This is a genomic window from Streptomyces justiciae (genome assembly GCF_015163075.1).
Classification (GTDB): Bacteria; Actinomycetota; Actinomycetes; order Streptomycetales; family Streptomycetaceae; genus Streptomyces; species Streptomyces justiciae.
On sequence record NZ_JADDXU010000002.1, the window covers coordinates 563,133 to 581,447 of the forward strand.

Genomic DNA, 18,315 nt, shown 5'->3' on the forward strand with positions numbered 1-18,315 from the left:
CGTCGACCGCCTTATACGCGGAGCTGCCGTGCGGGCCGCCGGTCCCCCGTTCCGGCGGCCCGCACGGAAGAGGGAGAGAACCAGGCACCCCCTCCGGGCCTGTTCTCCCCCAGCTGTTGCATTCTGGAACGGCGGGGTGACACGCAGGTATGGGTACAACTGCGTACGCGAGCGGGCGGAGAGGGAACGTGGCACAAGGGCTGGGCGGGGCCTACGAACAGATGCTGTCGGTGGCGGTGGCCGCACTCCACGAACGGGACCCCGACCTGCTCTGGCCGCTGGTGGCGGCCGCTCTCCCGGGGCTGTGCGGCGGCGAGGCGCTGATCTACAAGCTGGACGACTGGAGCGAGGACGGCGGCACGCTGGGCCTGTCCACCGATGTCGCCCCGGAGTTCGGCGGTCTCGGGGAGGAGGCGATGGCTTTGCTGCGCGCGGGCTACCCCTTCGCCGGGCACTACGCGGCCGTACCGGACCGGGCGCCGGTGACGGCGCGGACGGCCGCGGGGCGGGCGTGGGGCGCGAGCCGGACCGCGCGGCTGCTCGACGAGCTCATGGACGTCGACCATGTGCTGGGGATTCCGCTGCCGGACTCCGGCTCCCCCGTCACCGGCTGTCTCGTCTACCGCTCGGGCCGGGACTTCACCGAGGACGAGGTGCGGGTCGCCGGGCGGCTCCAGCCGCTTCTCGCCGGGATCGAACAGCAGCGGCAGCTCCTGGAACGCGCGCGGCGGACGGCGGTGCCGGACGCGGGGACGGCCGAGGCGGGGCTGACGCCCCGGGAGACGACCGTGCTGCTCCTGCTCACCGACGCGCTGACCGCCGCCGCCATGGGCCGCAGGCTCGGTATCTCGGAGCGGACGGTGCACAAGCACGTCGCGAACATCTACCGCAAGCTCGGCACCCACGACCGGCTCGGCACCGTACTGCGCGCCCAGCAGTTGGGCCTGGTGCCGACGCCCGCCTCACTGCGGTGAGGGCATCCCGCCGCCGTTGCCCTGGAGCCGCTCCAGGTCGGACGGCCGTACCTGGATGGCGAGTACGGCGATCAGCGCGGCGACCGCGGTGAAGATCGCCGCGACGATGAACGCGGCCGAGACACCGGCGGTGAGGACCTGGTCGGCCCACTTGCCGGGCAGTTGCCCCGTGCGCTGGAAGAAGCGCTGCTCGACCGGCGTGGCCTGCTCGAAGAACTTCTCGGTCTCGTTGCTGCTGGCCGTGCCGAACGTCGTCACCAGGATCGACAGCCCCAGCGAACCGCCCACCTGCTGGGTGGCGTTGAGCAGCCCGGAGGCCGCGCCGGTCTCCTGCACGGGCACGTCGGAGAGCGCCATCAGCGTCAGCGACACGAACTCCATGCCCATGCCGAGGCTGAACACCAGCATCGGGCCTAGGACACTGCCCGCGTAGGTGGAGTGGATGTCGGTCAGCGTCAGCCAGGCGAGACCGGCCGCGGCGAGGATCGCGCCCACCACCATGAACGGCTTGGGCCCGTAGACGGGCAGGAACCGCGAGGCCAGTCCTGCGCCGACCGCGATGACCGCGCTGACCGGCAGGAACGCGAACCCGGCCTGCAACGGGCTGAAGTCCAGCACGTTCTGCACGAACAGCGTGAGGAAGAAGAACATCCCGAAGATCGCGGCCGCGAGGCAGAGCATGATGCCGTACGTCCCCGCCCGGTTGCGGTCGGCGAACATGTGCAGCGGCGTGATCGGCTGCCGGGAGCGCCGCTCGATGAGGACGAACGCGGTGAGGACGACGACCGCCGCGCCGAACGACCCCAGCGTGTACGCGTCCCGCCAGCCCTCCTGGGCCGCCCTGATGAACCCGTACACCAGCAGGACCATGCCGACGGTGGAGGTCAGGGCGCCGGCGATGTCGAAGTGACCGGGATGGCGCTCGGACTCCCTGATCCAGCGGGGTGCGGCGGCCGCGATGAGCAGTCCGATGGGGACGTTGACGAACAGCACCCAGCGCCAGTTGAGGTACTCGACGAGGATGCCGCCGGCCAGCAGTCCGATCGCGCCGCCGCCCGCCGAGACGGCGGCGAACACCCCGAACGCCCGGTTGCGTTCGGGGCCTTCGCGGAACGTGGTGCTGATCAGGGCGAGGGAGGTCGGGGAGGCGATGGCGCCGCCGACACCCTGGAAGGCGCGTGCGGCGAGGAGTTGGGCCTCGTTCTGGGAGAGGCCGCCGAGCAGGGAGGCGAGCACGAAGAGCAGCACGCCCACGATGAACATCCGCCGCCGCCCGAGGATGTCACCGGTCCGCCCGCCGAGCAGCAGCAGCCCGCCGAAGGTCAGCGTGTAGGCGTTGACCACCCAGGACAGGCTGGTGGTGGAGAAGTCGAGCGAACGCTGGATGTCCGGCAGGGCGATGTTCACGATGGTGATGTCGAGGACCACCATCAGCTGACACGAGGCGATGACCAGCAGCGCCATGGCGTTTCCGCCACCCCCGGTGCCGGGGGTGGCCGTCTTCGCCGCGGAACTGGAGCTGGTCATGGGCGTCGCACTCTCGGGAGTGGCACCGTCACCACGGGTCAGTGAACGGTGCCGTCCACTAGACGACCGTACGCCGGTGTGACGCCCGTCACCACTCGATCGGGAAATCCGCCCGGGCGGCTCAGCCGATCACGAACAGCAGATCGCCGCCCTCCACCTGCTGGATCTTGTTGATGGCCAGCCGGGAGACCTTCCCCGCCTTGGGCGCGGTGATCGCGGCCTCCATCTTCATCGCCTCGATGGTGGCGACCGTGCCACCGGCCTCGACCTCGTCGCCCTCGGCGACCGCGAGGGTCACCACCCCGGCGAACGGGGCTGCGACATGGCCCGGGTTGGAGCGGTCTGCCTTTTCGGTGACCGGGATGTCGGAGGCGGCGGCGACGTCACGGACCTGGATGGGCCGCAACTGGCCGTTGAGCGTGGACATCACGGTCCGCATCCCGCGTTCGTCGGCCTCACCGACGGCCTCGAGACCCATCAGCAGCCGGACGCCGGGCTCCAGGTCGACGGCGTACTCCTTGCCCGGGCGCAGCCCGTAGAAGAAGTCTTTGCTGTCGAGGACGCTGGTGTCGCCGAAGGTCTGGCGGTGCGTCTCGAACTCCCGCGTGGGGCCGGGGAAGAGGAGCCGGTTGAGGGTGGCGCGGCGGTCCTTCTCCAGCCCGTCGCGGTCCTCGGCCGTCAGCTGCGGCGCGGGCTTGGGGGCGGCGCGGCCCTCCAGGGCCCGGCTGCGGAACGGTTCCGGCCAGCCGCCGGGCGGGGTGCCCAGCTCACCGCGGAGGAAGCCGATGACCGAGTCGGGGATGTCGAAGCGCTCCGGGGTCGCCTCGAACTCCTCCGGTGACACCCCGGCGCCCACCAGGTGCAGGGCGAGGTCGCCGACCACCTTGGACGACGGGGTCACCTTCACCAGATGGCCGAGGATCTTGTCGGCGGCCGCGTACATCGCCTCGATGTCCTCGAAGCGGTCGCCGAGCCCGAGGGCGACGGCCTGGGTGCGCAGGTTGGAGAGCTGGCCGCCGGGGATCTCGTGGTCGTAGACCCGGCCGGTCGGCGAGGCGAGGCCCGCTTCGAAGGGGGCGTAGATCCGGCGGACGCTCTCCCAGTACGGCTCCAGGTCGCCGACCGCGAGCAGGTCGAGGCCGGTGGGCCGGGCTGAGTGGTCGGTGGCGGCGACGATCGCCGACAGCGACGGCTGGGACGTCGTACCGGCCATGGAGGCCACCGCCCCGTCCACGGCGTCCGCGCCCGCCTGGATCGCGGCCAGGTAGGTGCCGAGCTGGCCGCCCGCGGTGTCGTGGGTGTGGATGTGCACGGGCAGGTCGAACTCCCGCCGCAGCGCCGATACGAGGGTGGCGGCGGCCGGCGCCCGCAGCAGACCGGCCATGTCCTTGACGGCCAGGACGTGCGCGCCGGCCTCGACGATCTGCTCGGCGAGCTGCAGGTAGTAGTCGAGGGTGTAGAGCCGCTCCGCCGGGTTGGACAGGTCGCTCGTGTAGCAGAGGGCGACCTCGGCGATCGCGGTGCCGGTCTCGCGTACGGCCTCGATGGCGGGGCGCATCTGGCCGACGTCGTTGAGCGCGTCGAAGATGCGGAAGATGTCGATGCCGGTGGCGGCGGCCTCCTCGACGAAGGCGTCGGTCACCTCGGTCGGGTACGGCGTGTAGCCGACGGTGTTGCGGCCGCGCAGCAGCATCTGGAGGCAGATGTTGGGGACGGCCTCGCGCAGGGCGGCGAGCCGCTCCCAGGGGTCCTCGGCGAGGAAGCGGAGGGCGACGTCGTAGGTGGCGCCGCCCCAGCACTCCAGGGAGAGGAGCTCGGGCAGGGTGCGGGCGACGACCGGGGCGACGGCGAGGAGGTCCTTGGTGCGTACCCGGGTCGCGAGCAGCGACTGGTGGGCGTCGCGGAACGTGGTGTCGGTGACGCCGATGGTCGGGGACTCCCGCAGCCAGCGGGCGAAGCCCTCCGGGCCGAGTTCGGTGAGCTTCTGCTTCGAACCGGCGGGCGGCACCTCGCTCGTGTGGCGCGGGAGCTTGGTGGTGGGGTCGATCAGCTCGGGACGCTCGCCGTGCGGCTTGTTGACCGTGACGTCGGCGAGGTAGGTGAGCAGCTTGGTGCCGCGGTCCGCTGAGGTACGGGAGGTCAGCAGGTGGGGGCGCTGCTCGATGAACGACGTGGTGACGCGGCCCGCCTGGAAGTCCGGGTCGTCCAACACCGCTTGGAGGAACGGGATGTTGGTGGCGACGCCGCGGATGCGGAACTCGGCGACGGCACGCCGGGCGCGCTTGACGGCGGTGGTGAAGTCCCGGCCCCGGCAGGTGAGTTTCACCAACATGGAGTCGAAGTGGGCGCTGATCTCCGTACCGGCGTGGGTGGTTCCGCCGTCGAGGCGGATGCCGGAGCCACCGGGCGAACGGTAGGCGCTGATGCGGCCGGTGTCCGGGCGGAAGCCGTTGGCGGGGTCCTCGGTGGTGATCCGGCACTGGAGGGCGGCGCCGTGCAGGGTGACCGTCTCCTGGGAGAGTCCCAGGTCGGCGAGCGATTCACCGGCGGCGATGCGGAGTTGGGACTGGACGAGGTCGACGTCGGTGACCTCCTCGGTGACCGTGTGCTCGACCTGGATGCGCGGGTTCATCTCGATGAAGACGTGGTTGCCTTCGGGGTCGAGGAGGAACTCGACGGTGCCGGCGTTGCGGTAGCCGATCTCTCGGGCGAAGCGGACGGCGTCGGCGCAGATGCGGTCGCGCAGCTCCGGGTCGAGGTTCGGTGCCGGGGCCAGCTCGATGACCTTCTGGTGGCGGCGCTGGACGGAACAGTCACGCTCGAAGAGGTGGATGACATTGCCCTGGCCGTCCGCGAGGATCTGCACCTCGATGTGGCGGGGGTCGACGACGGCCTTCTCCAGGAAGACGGTCGGGTCGCCGAACGCGGAGGCCGCCTCGCGGGCCGCCGCCTCGATGGACTCCCGCAGCTGCGCCGGGTCCTCGACGCGCCGCATACCGCGCCCGCCGCCACCGGCGACGGCCTTCACGAACACCGGGAAGCCGATCTCCTCGGCCGCCCGCACCAGCTCGTCGACGTCGCTGGAGGGCTCGGAGGAACCGAGGACGGGTACGCCGGCCGCGCGGGCGGCGGCCACGGCACGGGCCTTGTTGCCGGTGAGCTCCAGGATCTCCGCGCCGGGTCCGACGAAGGTGATCCCGGCTTCCTCGCAGGCGCGGGCCAGCTCGGGGTTCTCGGAGAGGAACCCGTAGCCCGGGTAGACGGCGTCGGCACCGGCTTGCTGGGCGGCGCGGACGATCTCCTCGACGGAGAGGTAGGCCCGCACCGGGTGGCCCGGCTCGCCGATCTCGTACGCCTCGTCGGCCTTGAGCCGGTGCAGTGAGTTGCGGTCCTCGTGCGGGAAGACGGCGACGGTCCTCGCGCCCAGTTCATAACCGGCGCGGAAGGCGCGAATCGCGATCTCGCCTCGGTTGGCTACCAGTACCTTGCGGAGCATTCCCGATCCCTTCGGCCTGCCGGTGACGGACACCATGGTCGCGGCTATGGCCTCCGGGTGCCATGAGAGGCAGGTCACTCGGAAACGGAGATTTGACCTGTTTACCCGTTCCGGCCCCATCGGACGTGGAGCGCGGTCGGCTTCCGGAAGACCAGACCGTACGGTGCCGCCGTGTGCTCCTCGTCCAGGCGCAGGTCCGGGAGGCGGGCGAGGAGCGTGCGCAGGGCGATGCGGGTCTCCAGGCGGGCCAGGTGCGCGGCGATGCAGTGATGGGGGCCGTGGGCGAAGGCCAGTTGAAGGCGGGCGTTCTCACGGCGGACGTCGAAGCGGTCGGGGTCGGGGAAGACGACCGGATCGCGGTTGGCGCCGGCGAGGGAGACGGTGACCAGGTCGCCGCGCCGGATCGTCGCCGGGCCGAGGTCGGTGTCGCGGGTGGCGTAGCGGTCGACGACGGCGGCGCCGGGTTCGAGGCGCAGGGACTCCTCGATCGCGCCGTCGAGGAGGTCGGACTCGGCCTGGACGAGGGCGAGTTGATCGGGGTGGCGCAGGAGGTGGAGGAGGGCGTTGGTGATCATCGCCTCGGTGGTCTCGATGCCGCCGAACATCAGGACCGCGGCGTTGGAGGCGACCTCGGGCAGGGACAGCCGGTCGGCGGCGCCGCCGAGCAGGGAGGACGTGCCGTGGGTGGCGTCGACGGCCGCCCGCAGCTGTGCGTAGGCGGCGGTGCCGGCGGGGCTGGGGGCGTGTCCGGCGGTGATGTCGGAGACCGACGCCACGATGGCCTCGTACCAGGAGAGGACGGTGTCGGTGCTGACGCCGGACAGGCCGAGCGCCTCGGTGACCACGGCGACCGCGAGCGGGCCGGCGAAGGAGCGGCGCAGCTCGGCGGCGCCGGCCGGTTCGAGGGCGGTGACGAGCCGGTCGGTCTCCTCTTCGATGAACGCGGCGAACCGGTCGTACGTCTGCCGTGGCTTGAAGGGCGCGGCGAAGGGCTCGCGGTGCCGGGCGTGCTCGGGGCCGTCGAGGGAGAGCATGCTCGGGCCGACGACCTGGGCGGTGGAGAAGCGGGGGTCGTCGACGGTGAAGGTCCGGGCGTCCCGCATCACCGTCAGGGCCAGATCCCGGCGGGTCACCAGCCAGCCGTCGAGCTCGGGCAACCAGGACACGGGCTCATGGGCGCGGAGCAGGGCGAGACGGGGGTGCGGGTTGTCGGCGAGCTCGGCGAGGGTGGTGGCTGCGCCGAGGGGGAAGCGGGCGGCGAGGGGCATGGGGCGTCCAGGGTGGGGCGGGGAGGGTGGCTGCTCGCGTCGGGGGAGGTCGGTGGGTGAGGGTTGATGGGTGGCGGCCTGTTGACGGGGGTCTGTTGACGGCGGCTTGCGGTGGTGGCGGCTTGGCGATGGCGGTGTTGACGCCTGCCGGCGGTGGCGGCGGCTTGCCACGGCGATGCGGTCGGCGACAGCGGTGGCGGCTTGGCAGCGGTGGTGGTGTTGGCCATGGCGGTCGTGACGCCGTGGCGGTGGCGGCGTGGCGTTGGCGGCTTGGCGACGGCGGAGGTGTCTTGGCAGCGGCGGTGGGGCTTGGCGACGGGCGGTCGTGACGCCTTGGCCATGGCGGTCGTGACGCCGTGGCGGTGGCGGCTTGGCGGTGGCGTGGCGGTGGCGGCTTGGCGGTGGCGGCTTGGCGGTGGTCGTCAAAGTTATCCCTCCCGGCGCGACGGGTCCGGGCCGGGTCCGAGGGGCGCCAGCGGGTCCGCGGGTCTCGGTGTCGCCGCTGTCCGCTGTGGGGCGGGGCCGCGCAGGAGCGAGAGGGTCAGGGCCACGGCGAGCAGACCGGCGCAGACGCAGGAGGCCAGTGCGTACGCCGTTCTCGGGGAGGTCGGCGCGATGTGGAGGTAGACCGCGGAGACCGCGCTGAGGCACACCGCGGCGGCGATGCGCTGTGCCATCTGAAGGAGGCCGCCGCCCACGCCCGCGGCCTCCGGCGGAGCGTGCTGGAGCACCTGGGTCTGGTTCGGCGAGACGGTGAGTCCCCCGGCGACACCGCCCAGCGCCTGTGTGGCGGCGAACGCGAGCGGCAGGGCCGCGACCGGCGCCCGCAGCGCGACCGCCGCCCCCGCGAGCGCGGCGCAGATCCCGAGGGCCAGTCCGACGGTCACCGTACGCGGCCCGATCCGTCCAACCAGCCGCCAGGCGAGTCCCGAGGAGACGCCCATGGCGATCGCCGACGGCAGCGCGACCGCCGCCGTCACCAGGGCGGACAGTCCGAGCCCGTCCTGGAGGAAGACGGTGAGCACGAGATACGACGACAGCGAGGAGCCGAACTGGGCCATGGCGACGGCCGTGCCCAGCACGTACGGCCGGGACGACGTCAGCGCCGGGTGCAGCAGTGGCCGACGCCCTCTGCGGATCCGGAGTCGCTGCTGTGCGGTGAAACCGGTGGCGAGGGCGGCGACCAGGGCCGCCCACCCCAGTGCCGCTCCCCCGCTGTCCGGGGTGCGGATGAACGGCACCATCAGGGCGAGGGTGCCCGCGCAGATCAGGGTGAGGCCGAGGACGTCGAGGCGGGAGTCGCGGGCGGTGCGCCGGGGCGGGGGCAGCCAGTGGGCGGCGAGGGCGAGGGTGACGAGGGCGCACGGGGTGCTCAGCAGGAGGCAGTACCGCCAGCCGGTGGCGGGGCCGAGGCCGGCGACGAGCGCACCGCCGAGCGGCGGGCCGAGCGCCGAGGCCACCCCGGCCGTCACCGCGTAGCAGCCCAGCGCGCGACCACGGTCCTGCCCCTGGAAGACGTCCTGAAGGGTGCCGATCACCTGGGAGTTGACCAGCCCGGCCGCGACGCCCTGCACCAGCCGGGCGGCGATCAGGGTCCCCGGTCCGCCGCCGGTCGCGGCCGTCACCCCCGCGAGGAGGAAGACGGCCATGCCGGCGAGGAAGAACCGCTTGCGCCCGTGCAGGTCGCCGAGGCTGCCGCCCGGTACCAGTGCCAGACCGAAGGTCAGTGAGTAACCGGCGACGATCCACTGGACGTCCGCCGCCCCTGCTCCGAGCGACTCCCGCATGCCGGGCACGGCGATGTTCAGCACCGCCTGGTCCAGCAGGGTCGTCGCACCGGCGGCCATGCACACCAGCAGCACCCGCCGGGCGGCTCGGTCCTTGCCGGGGAGCATGACGTCCTCTCCGCGGGTGCGCATCGCAACAGGCGGATGGCACGGCTGGTTGACGGCAGATCAGAAAGACACGGAGGAAGGGGAGTTGGCCGCGAACCGAATGGCGGCGGTCAGCGACAGACCTGGTCGAACTGGTCGGCGCGGCGGCTCACCCAGAACGGGTCGAGCAGCACCGTGTGTGCCTGGCCAGTGATCTCCATGGCCCGGATCAAAGCACACGCGGGAAGGTGCGTCCACCATACGTCCCGCACCATGAGACGTCCTCGGCATGCTGGCGCGGAACGCCCGCGCTGTGGTTGTCTGGCCGCATGACCGTGCTCGTGACCCGCCGCCACGTCGACTACGTGCGTGTCACCACCACGGGTTGTCGCGCCGCGAGCTGACGCCTCGCTCCGGCTTCCGACCAGCACCTTTCACCTTCTCTCAGCATCGCGCTGACCGCTTCACCGCTTCCCCCGCCGCCGCGTTCCGCCGTGGCCGTGGGCGCGGTCGCGCCTGCCTGCCCTCCTCCGCACTCCGTACAGGGAGCAGCACCATGAGCCAGCCCATCGACTCCGTCACCGCCGGCCACACCCCCGAGGAAACGTCCTCGGGGCCCGACACCTCGGCGTGGTCGTTCGAGACCAAGCAGATCCACGCCGGGGCCGCCCCCGACCCGACGACCGGAGCCCGGGCGACGCCGATCTACCAGACGACGTCGTTCGTGTTCCGCGACACCCGGCACGCCGCCGACCTGTTCGCGCTGGCCGAGCCAGGCAACATCTACACCCGCATCCACAACCCCACGCAGGACGTCTTCGAGCAGCGGATCGCCAGGGCAGCACCGGGCCCTCGTCGCTCACCCCGGCGGGGCGCCGTTGGGGCGGCGACTTCCCGTTCCTGACCCAGCGCGACCAGGTCGCCGTGGAGGCCGAGCTGGCCGACGCGCTCGGCATCGACAGCTGGGCGCTGGTGATCGGCGGGTCGATGGGCGGGATGCGGGCGCTGGAGTGGGCGGTGACGTATCCGGAGCGGACCCGGGCGCTGCTGCTGCTCGCCACGACGGCCGCCGCGAGCGCGGAGCAGATCGCCTGGGCGAACATCCAGCTCCACGCCATCCGCAGCGACCCGCACTGGCGCGGCGGCCACTACCACGACACGGGCCGGGGCCCGCACACCGGACTCGGCCTCGCCCGCCGTCTCGCCCACGTCACCTATCGCAGCGAGCCCGAACTCGCCGTCCGCTTCGGCCGTTCGCCGCAGGGCGACGAGATTCCGTGGCACGGCGGCCGGTACCAGGTCGAGTCCTATCTCGACCATCACGCGGCCAAGTTGACGCGCCGCTTCGACGCGGGCAGTTACGTCGTCCTGTCCGAGGCCATGAACAGCCATGACGTGGGGCGGGGGCGGGGCGGCCTGCGGAGCGCCCTGAGCCGGGTGACCGCCCGCACGCTGGTGGCCGGGGTCGACTCCGACCGGCTCTATCCGCCGTCCCAGCAGGCGGAGTTGGCCGCGGGCATCAGCGGCGCGGACCGGCTCCGGACGATCGAGTCGCCGTACGGGCACGACGGTTTCCTCATCGAGGTGGAGCAGGTGGCGGCCCTGGTGACGGAACTCGTCGGACAGGCCAGTCCTCGTCGGTGAGGGTCGCCGTCAGGCGTTCTCCGTCGCGGGCCACGCGCACGTCCATGCCGCTCGCCACGGCCGGGCCGAAGGCGGCGGGCGGGGTGTCGTCGAGGAGGAGGACGAAGTGCAGGGCGAACGCGGGCAGGTCCTGCGGCATGCCGTCGGCGTCGAGCCTCAGGTTGGCCTGCCAGGCGGCCTGGCACAGGACGGAGACGAACAGGCCGAGGAAATCGGCGCTCAGCATCGCGTCGGCGTGATCGATCAGCACGGCCGTCCCCTGCGGGCCGCCCCCGCGGAAGTGCCGGTCGTGCAGGCAGTCCGCCAGGGCGTCCCAGTTGCGGCCGAAGTAGGAGGGGAAGGAGAGTTCGTCGGCGAAGGCGGTGAACACGGCTGCCGGGCTGGACAGTTGGCGTCCGTCCAGGCGGAACACGTGTCCGCCCCGCGCCCGCAGCTCGGCGGTTTCCGCCGTCACCCAGGGGTCGTCGCGGCCGGCGACGACGACCCAGGGCGGGCGGCGGTCGATGAGCGTGGCGTGCACGGGCTCAACGCGCCAGGAAGTCGGCCAGGCCTGTCAGGAGCCGGTCGACGTCGTCCGCGTCGTTGTAGGGCGCGAGGCCGATGCGCAGGCCGCCGGTGTCGCCGAGGCCGAGTCGCCGGGAGGCCTCGATCGCGTAGAAGGAGCCGGACGGCGCGTGAACGCCGCGGTCGGCGAGGAAGCGGTACGCGTCCACCGTGCCGTGTTCCTCGAAGGTCAGCAGCAGGGTGGGCGTGCGGTCGGCCGCCCGGGAGTGGATCGTGATCCCGTCGAGCGCGGCCAGCCCCTTGTCCAACTGCGTGCGCAGGGCCTGCTCGTGCGCTTCGAGCTCCGCGAAGGACGCCTCCAGGCGCTGTCGTCGCGTTCCCGTGGCCTCGGCGTCCATGCCCGCGAGGAAGTCGACGGCCGCCCGGGTGCCGGCGAGGAACTCGTAGGGCAGCGTGCCCAGTTCGAAGCGTTCCGGGACGACGTCGGTGGACGGCAGGAGCTTGTCGGGGCGCAGGGTCTCCAGCAACTCCGGGCGGGCGGCGAGGACTCCGTGGTGCGGGCCGAGGAACTTGTACGGGGAGCAGATGTAGAAGTCGGCGCCGAGTCGTGACAGGTCGAGCAGGGCGTGCGCGGTGTGGTGGACGCCGTCGACGTAGGCCAACGCCCCTGCCTCATGGGCCAGTCGGGAGATCGCGGGGATGTCGGGGCGGGCGCCGATGAGGTTGGAGGCGGCGGTGACGGCGACGAGCCGGGTCCGCTCGGAGAGTACGGCACGGATGTCGTCGACTGTCAGTTCGCCGGTGGCCGGGTCGAAGTCGGCCCAGCGCACGACGGCTCCGACGCGTTCGGCGGCCTGCACCCACGGGCGGATGTTCGCGTCGTGGTCGAGCCGGGTGACGACCACCTCGTCGTCGGCAGACCAGGTCTTGGCGAGCGTGCGGGAGAACTCGTAGGTGAGCTGGGTGGCGCTGCGGCCGAAGACGATCCCGGACGCCTCCGCGCCCAGCAGGTCGGCGAGGGCGGCGCGGGTCTCGGTGACGATCGTCTCGGCGTTGCGCTCCCCCGGCACGCCGTGCCCGCGGTTCGACAGGGGGTGTGCCAGGGCGTCGGCGATGGCGTCGATGACCGGCTGGGGTGTCTGGGTGCCGCCGGGACCGTCGAAGTGGGCCGTGCCGGCCGCGAGGGCGGGGAACCGGGAGCGGAGGGCGGCGATGTCGTACGTCACGTGCAGCTCCTTCGATGGTGGCCGGTGCACGAGTCAACCTCATCGAGCGGACGCGGGCGACCTCGCCCCCCGCGCCAAGGAGCCCGAACGTCCGAGGGGTGAGCGGCGTCCCAGGAGTGACGTGCTCCAGGGGGGGCGACGAACGAAGGGACCACGATGACGGTCGTACGCACCTGTGCCGGGCTGCTCGCCACGGCCGGACTGATCTGCGCGGTGGCCGCCTGCGGCGCGGAGACCTCCGCGACCTCGGCCCGGGAGGAGGTGACATGGGAGGAGCCCGCCTCGTACAGCTACACCCTGAGGTCCAGCGAGGGCGAACGGTCCCTCATCGGCAGGTTCCGGGTCACGGTCAGGGACGGCAAGGTCACGGAGGCGGTCGGTCTGGACGACAGCGCACGCCGGTTCGTGGCCCGGACGCCGGAGCAAGTACCCACCCTCGGCGCCCTGTTGGGCGAGCTGGAGCAGGCCCGGAGCGACGACGCGGACATCGCGGAGGCCGAGTACGCGGCGGACGGGCACCCGGAGCGGATCTTCCTCGACCGGGACGAGAACGCGGTCGACGACGAGGCACGGTACGTCGTCGAGTCGTACGAACCCGCCTAGCTGCTCGCGCCCCGCAGCTGCTGGATGGTGCCGCCGATCCTGGGGCGGGCCTCCTTGAGGAGGTTCACCTTGGCGCTGACGGCCCAGCGCGTGCCGACGAGGTAGGTGCCGCCGTACAGGGAGGCCGCGTCCAGCCAGGTCAGTTTGAGGCGCTCCTCGGGGAAGGTCGTGATGAGGTAGTCGCCCTTGGCGCTGTGGCAGGTGCCTTCCCGCAGTTCGTCCGCCTCCGTGCGGATCTCGGCCTCGCAGCCGATCAGCCCGGCGATGACCTCGACCTTCGCCGGGGCCACGACCCCGGCCGAGGGGGCCGCCGTCACCGCCACGTCCGCGGCGGCTTTCCGGGCGTCGTCCTCTTCTCCCCCGCCGCAGCCCGCGGCCAGCGGAAGGAGGACGAGGCTGCCGACCGCCGCCGCGGTGCGCAGCGGGCGTGAGGTGGGCTGGGGCACGTACCTCTCCGTTTCGGGCGTGGGGTCCTGACGCCCAGAGGTACGGGAGAGCCGCCGGGGCCGTTCAGCGGATGCTCATGGCGTTGAGCAGCCGGAGCGAGGCGGCCGTCTCCGAACCCGGCTCGACGTTGTAGACGCACAGGGTCTGGTCGGTGTCGCCGGGCGGTTCGAAGGACTCGTAGGAGAAGCGCAGTTCGCCGACGAGGGGGTGGTAATAGTGCTTGGTGCCGTGGGTGCGGTGGAGGACCCGGTGGTCGTTCCACCAGCCGCTGAACTCGGGGCACTTCAGGGTGAGTTCGCCGACGAGGTCGGCCAACTGCCGGTCCTGCGGGTACCGTCCGGCCTCCAGGCGCAGCACGGCGACGGTGTCGGTGGCGATCTGCTCCCAGTCGCCGACGCGGGTACGGGCCTCGGGGTCGAGGAGGTAGTAGCGGGCCAGGTTGCGGCGGTTCGCGGGGAGCGCCTCGAAGTCGGTGAGGACCTCGCGGGCGAGGCGGTTGGCGGCCAGGACGTCGGTGCGGCGGCCGAGGACGAACGCGGGCACGTGGTCGAGGGTCTGGAGCATCAGGTGCAGGCCCGGCCGGACCCGCTGCGGGGCGACCGGGGCGCGGCGCGGTGCGGACGGGCGGGCCAGCAGGTCGGTGAGGTGCTCGCGCTCGGAGAGGTCGAGTTGCAGGGCGCGGGCGAGGGCCTCGACGACCTCGGGTGAGGGGTTCTGGGCGCGGCCCTGTTCGAGGCGGGTGTAGTACTCGGTGCTCACCCCGGCCAGGCGGGCCGCCTCGTCGCGGCGCAGGCCGGGGACCCGGCGGACTCGGCCGTCCTCGGGCAGCCCGGCCCGGTCGGGGGTGAGGCGGGCCCTGCGGGAGCGCAGGAAGTCGGCGAGTTCTCTGCCACGGTCGTCCATGCGGTCCAGTCTGCCGAAGGCGGACGTGACCTGCCCCGGCGTGGGTGGTCCTGCCAGTACCTGCCTCGCGGATACCTGCCCGGTCAGGGCACTTTCCGGCGCCCCGCGAGGGCCCGGCGGGCGGTTGTCTGGATGAGGGCCGCAGCGGCCCGCTGCATCTCTCATCGCTACGGAAGGCATCCCTCATGACCACCTCCGCACTCCCCCTCTCCGGCCGTGTCGCGGTCGTCACCGGCGCCTCCAGCGGCATCGGTGAGGCCTCCGCCGAGCACCTGGCCGCGCTGGGCGCCCGGGTCGTCGTACTGGCGCGTCGCGCCGGGCGGTTGGACGATCTGGTCGCCCGGATCGAGAAGAACGGCGGCCAGGCTCTCGCCCTCTCCGTGGACGTCACCGACGCGGCGGCGGTGCAGGCGGCGGCCGACCGGGTGGCGGCCGAACTCGGGGGCGCCGACCTGCTGTTCAACAACGCCGGCGTCATGCTCCCCGCTCCCGTCGAGGAGTTGGCCACGGAGCAGTGGCGGCAGCAGATCGACCTCAACGTAAACGGGCTGATGAACGCCATCGCGGCCTTCACGCCGCAATTGGTGAAGTCCGCCGCCGAGCGCGGTGTGGCCGACCTGATCAACACCTCGTCGATCGCGGCGCAGAACATCTTCCCGACGTTCGCCGTCTACTCCGCGACGAAGGCGTATGTCAGCCATCTCTCCCGGCATCTGCGGGCGGAGTTGGGCGCGAAGAACGTCCGTGTCTCGGCGCTGGAGCCCGGCATCGTCGGCACCGAGTTGCAGAGCCATGTCACGGACGAGGGCGCCCGCGCCTGGCTGGACGGTGCCCGGGAGTCGATGGAGTGGCTCGTCCCGCGGGACATCGCCGAGACCGTCGGATTCATCGCGTCGCTGCCGCCGCGGGTGAACGTCCAGCAGGTCACGGTCATGCCGACCGGCCAGGCGAGCTGATCGCCACGACAAGGGCTCCCGGAGGCCTCGGCTCAATGTTGTGCACTTTATTGACGGCAGTCATCTGAGGGCCTAATTTCGCGGTGTCCTTCCCCGCTCATGAGAGACCGCTCTCCAGGGTCACCGCTCTCATGGCAGACCGCCTCCAAGGGAGACCGCGATGCCCTCGTCCCCCGTCGCCGCACCGCCCACGGCCTCCGAACGAACCCGCCAGCTGCGCCGAGTGGCCCTCTCCGGGCTGCTCGGCACAGCCGTGGAGTTCTACGACTTCCTCGTCTACGGAACCGTCGCCGCGCTCGTCTTCGGCGAACTGTTCTTCCCGGGCGCCGATCCGGCCGTCGGCACGATCGCCGCCTTCGGCACCTTCGCCGCCGGTTATGTCGCCCGACCGCTCGGCGGCGTCCTCTTCGGCCACTTCGGCGACCGGCTGGGCCGCAAGTCGATGCTGCTGCTCACGATGGGCCTGATGGGCGGCGCCAGTTTCCTCATCGGGCTGCTGCCCACGTACGAGACGATCGGCGTGTGGGCGCCGGTCCTGCTGATCGCCCTGCGCGTCGTCCAGGGCATCGCGATCGGCGGCGAGTGGGGCGGCGCCACCCTGATGGTCGTCGAGCACGCCGGGGAGCGGCGCCGCGGCCTGTGGTCCAGCTTCACGCAGATGGGAGCCCCGCTCGGCTCCCTGCTGTCCACGGCCGTCGTGGCGTACGTCGTGACGCTGCCGAAGGAGGAGTTCGCGGCCTGGGGCTGGCGGCTGCCGTTCCTGCTGAGCGTCGTCCTGCTCGGCGTCGGCATGTTCGTGCGGCTGAAGGTGGTGGAGAGCCCGCTGTTCGCCGAGGTGAAGAAGGACAGCGCCGAGTCGCGGCTGCCGATCCTCGACGTGCTGCGCAACCCGCGCCCGGTGCTGTTGGCCTGCTGCGTGGGCATCGGCGCCTTCACCGCCCAGTCCCTGCTGACCAGTTACATGATCGCGTACGCCACCGGCATCGGATACGCCCGCCCGCAGGTGCTGGACGCCCTCACCGTCTCCGCCTGTGTCGCCCTCGTGGTGCTGCCGTGCGCCTCCGCGCTCTCCGACCGCGTCGGCCGCCGCCCGGTGGTCCTCGCCGGAGCCGTCGCCTCGGCCGCGCTCGCCTTCCCGGTGCTCTCGCTGGCCGACTCGAAGTCGCCGGGGCTGCTGATCCTGGCCGTGGTCCTCGGTCACGGCATCGCCCAGTCGACGATGTACGGCCCGCTGGGCGCGCTGCTCACCGAGATGTTCGGCACCAAGGTCCGCTACACCGGCGCCTCGCTCGGCTACCAGGGCGCGACCCTCATCGGCGCCGGCTTCTCCCCCATGATCGCCGGCAGCCTGGTGGCGGGCAGCGGCAGCGGCGCGCCGGTCGCCTGGCTGCTCTGCGGCGGCGCCGCGATCACCGCGCTGACCGTGTGCTTCGTCCGCGAGACCCACCGCACGACCCTCACCGAGCCCGCCGCACAGACCACCGCCCCCCACACGGAGGAGATCTCCGCATGACGACCCGTACCCGCACGGCGTCCGGGCTCGCACTCCTGCTCGCCGTCGCCGCCCTGCCCACCTCGGCAGCGGCGGCCGCCCCGGAGACCAGTCACATCGAGGGCCAACTCCCCTCCGGCGCGGCGTACATGATGGACGTGCCCGCCGACTGGAACGGCACCGTCCTGCTCTTCAGCCACGGCTACCGCCCCAAGGGCGCCCCCAACCCCGCCCAGAACGCCCCGGACGACTCCACCAAGTCCCTTCTGCTGAAGCAGGGTTACGCCCTCGTAGGCTCCTCCTACGCGAGCACCGGCTGGGCGGTGACGGACGCGGTGCCGGACCAGCTCGCCACTCTCGCCACCTTCAAGGACCGCTTCGGGGCGGCTCGCCGGACCATCGCGTGGGGGCAGTCGTACGGCGGGCTCGTCACCACCGCCCTCGCCGAGCGCGCCCCACGGCGCATCGACGGTTCCCTGGCGATGTGCGGACTCGTCCACGGCGGCGTCGCCAACTGGAACAACACCCTCGACCCGGTCTTCGCCCTCAAGACGCTGCTCGCGCCGGACTCCGGCATCCCGCTCGTCGACTTCCCGGACCAGGCCGCGGCCACCGACGCCGCCAACACCCTGACGTCCGCGGTGGATTCGGCCCAGGCCACGGCCGCGGGGCGGGCCCGCATCGCGCTGGCCGCCGCCCTGCACAACATCCCGGGCTGGAACGACCCCTCCCAGCCCCGGCCCGCCGAGACCGACTGGGACAGCCGGGAGGCCAACCAGTACGGCGCCCTCAAGGGCCTGGTGCAGCTCCCCGCGTTCAGCTGGCGGCTGGAGGCCGAGACCCGGGCGGGCGGGAACATGTCCTGGAACACCGGGGTGGACTACGCGCGGCTCCTCGGGAAGTCCTCCGTCCGCAAGGAGGTCACCGAGCTGTACAAGAAGGCGGGTCTGTCGCTGCGCGCGGACCTCGCCACCCTCAACAAGGCGCCGCGGATCGCCGCCGACCCGTCCGCCGTCGCCTGGATGAGCGGCACGAGCGCCTTCACCGGCAAGCTGACCAAGCCGCAGCTGGACATCCACACCATCGGCGACGCTCTCGTCCCGGTCCAGACGGAGAGCGCCCTCAAGCGCACGGTCACCGCCGCCGGAACGTCGGCCCTGCTACGGCAGGCGTACGTCGACAACGCCGGCCACTGCACGTTCAGCCCGGCCGAACAGCTCGGCGCCCTGCACACGCTGGAGGACCGCATCGGCACGGGCAAGTGGCGGGGCACGGACGCGGCGTCCCTCAACTCCCGTGCCACGGCGGCCGATCCCACGACTCCGGCCCGCTATGTGACGTACCGCCCGACGCCGTACCTGCGCCCCTACGACCTCGCGCACCCGGGCGACGGCCGGTAGT

General features: G+C 72.2%; 13 protein-coding genes and 2 pseudogenes. 7 read left to right on the forward strand and 8 right to left on the reverse strand.

Annotated elements, in window-relative coordinates; genetic code table 11:
- The first annotated feature begins 221 nt into the window (after window positions 1-221).
- Window positions 222-974, forward strand: coding sequence for a helix-turn-helix transcriptional regulator (locus IQ210_RS06565; protein ID WP_194078204.1), 753 nt, complete (start codon window positions 222-224; stop codon window positions 972-974).
- Here IQ210_RS06565 and IQ210_RS06570 read toward each other — a convergent pair.
- The 4 genes from IQ210_RS06570 to IQ210_RS06585 all read right to left on the reverse strand — a co-directional run bounded on the left by IQ210_RS06570 (window position 963) and on the right by IQ210_RS06585 (window position 9,184).
- Window positions 963-2,438, reverse strand: coding sequence for an MFS transporter (locus IQ210_RS06570; RefSeq protein ID WP_194078205.1), 1,476 nt, complete (start codon window positions 2,436-2,438; stop codon window positions 963-965). The genes IQ210_RS06565 and IQ210_RS06570 overlap by 12 nt on opposite strands.
- A gap of 184 nt (window positions 2,439-2,622) precedes the next feature.
- Complete coding sequence (locus IQ210_RS06575) at window positions 2,623-5,997, reverse strand: pyruvate carboxylase (RefSeq protein WP_194077887.1); 3,375 nt, start codon at window positions 5,995-5,997, stop codon at window positions 2,623-2,625.
- 101 nt (window positions 5,998-6,098) lie between these two features.
- A complete protein-coding gene (locus tag IQ210_RS06580) occupies window positions 6,099-7,265 on the reverse strand; it encodes a cytochrome P450 (protein WP_194077888.1) in 1,167 nt (388 codons plus the stop codon).
- Between the two features lie 428 nt (window positions 7,266-7,693).
- On the reverse strand, window positions 7,694-9,184 hold the full coding sequence (locus IQ210_RS06585; RefSeq protein WP_228047064.1) for an MFS transporter: 1,491 nt from the start codon (window positions 9,182-9,184) through the stop codon (window positions 7,694-7,696).
- Between the two features lie 511 nt (window positions 9,185-9,695).
- Between IQ210_RS06585 and IQ210_RS06590 the strand changes: the two are divergent.
- Window positions 9,696-9,989, forward strand: a pseudogene (locus IQ210_RS06590) (PLP-dependent transferase); the annotation flags it as partial.
- A pseudogene (metX, locus tag IQ210_RS06595) lies at window positions 9,974-10,783 on the forward strand (homoserine O-acetyltransferase MetX); the annotation flags it as partial. The pseudogenes IQ210_RS06590 and metX, both read left to right, overlap by 16 nt.
- On the opposite strand, the gene IQ210_RS06600 reads toward metX, so the two are convergent.
- On the reverse strand, window positions 10,716-11,303 hold the full coding sequence (locus tag IQ210_RS06600) for a barstar family protein (protein ID WP_194077889.1): 588 nt from the start codon (window positions 11,301-11,303) through the stop codon (window positions 10,716-10,718). The pseudogene metX and the gene IQ210_RS06600 sit on opposite strands and share 68 nt — an antisense overlap.
- Before the next feature lie 4 nt (window positions 11,304-11,307).
- Window positions 11,308-12,513 carry a cysteine desulfurase-like protein gene (locus IQ210_RS06605; protein ID WP_194077890.1) on the reverse strand — a complete coding sequence of 402 codons (1,206 nt, stop codon included), beginning with the start codon at window positions 12,511-12,513 and terminating at the stop codon, window positions 11,308-11,310.
- Window positions 12,514-12,669: 156 nt separating this feature from the next.
- Between IQ210_RS06605 and IQ210_RS06610 the strand changes: the two genes are divergently transcribed.
- Complete coding sequence (locus tag IQ210_RS06610) at window positions 12,670-13,116, forward strand: DUF6174 domain-containing protein (RefSeq protein WP_194077891.1); 447 nt, start codon at window positions 12,670-12,672, stop codon at window positions 13,114-13,116.
- On the opposite strand, the gene IQ210_RS06615 is transcribed toward IQ210_RS06610, so the two are convergent.
- Window positions 13,113-13,562, reverse strand: a complete 450-nt coding sequence (locus tag IQ210_RS06615; RefSeq protein ID WP_194077892.1) for a hypothetical protein — start codon at window positions 13,560-13,562, stop codon at window positions 13,113-13,115. The two genes, IQ210_RS06610 and IQ210_RS06615, sit on opposite strands and share 4 nt — an antisense overlap.
- A gap of 64 nt (window positions 13,563-13,626) precedes the next feature.
- Complete coding sequence (locus IQ210_RS06620; protein WP_194077893.1) at window positions 13,627-14,466, reverse strand: helix-turn-helix transcriptional regulator; 840 nt, start codon at window positions 14,464-14,466, stop codon at window positions 13,627-13,629.
- Window positions 14,467-14,651: 185 nt separating this feature from the next.
- On the opposite strand from IQ210_RS06620, the gene IQ210_RS06625 reads away from it, so the two are divergent.
- From IQ210_RS06625 to IQ210_RS06635, 3 genes are all read left to right on the forward strand, one after another.
- The gene (locus IQ210_RS06625; RefSeq protein WP_194077894.1) at window positions 14,652-15,422 is read left to right on the forward strand and encodes an SDR family oxidoreductase; all 771 of its coding nucleotides are present in this window, start codon (window positions 14,652-14,654) and stop codon (window positions 15,420-15,422) included.
- A 160-nt stretch (window positions 15,423-15,582) separates the two neighbouring features.
- Window positions 15,583-16,935: an MFS transporter gene (locus IQ210_RS06630; protein WP_194077895.1), complete on the forward strand. Its 1,353-nt coding sequence runs from the start codon at window positions 15,583-15,585 to the stop codon at window positions 16,933-16,935.
- Window positions 16,932-18,314, forward strand: a complete 1,383-nt coding sequence (locus IQ210_RS06635) for an alpha/beta hydrolase family protein (RefSeq protein WP_194077896.1) — start codon at window positions 16,932-16,934, stop codon at window positions 18,312-18,314. Before IQ210_RS06630 ends, IQ210_RS06635 begins: the two co-directional genes overlap by 4 nt.
- Window position 18,315: the final 1 nt, after the last annotated feature.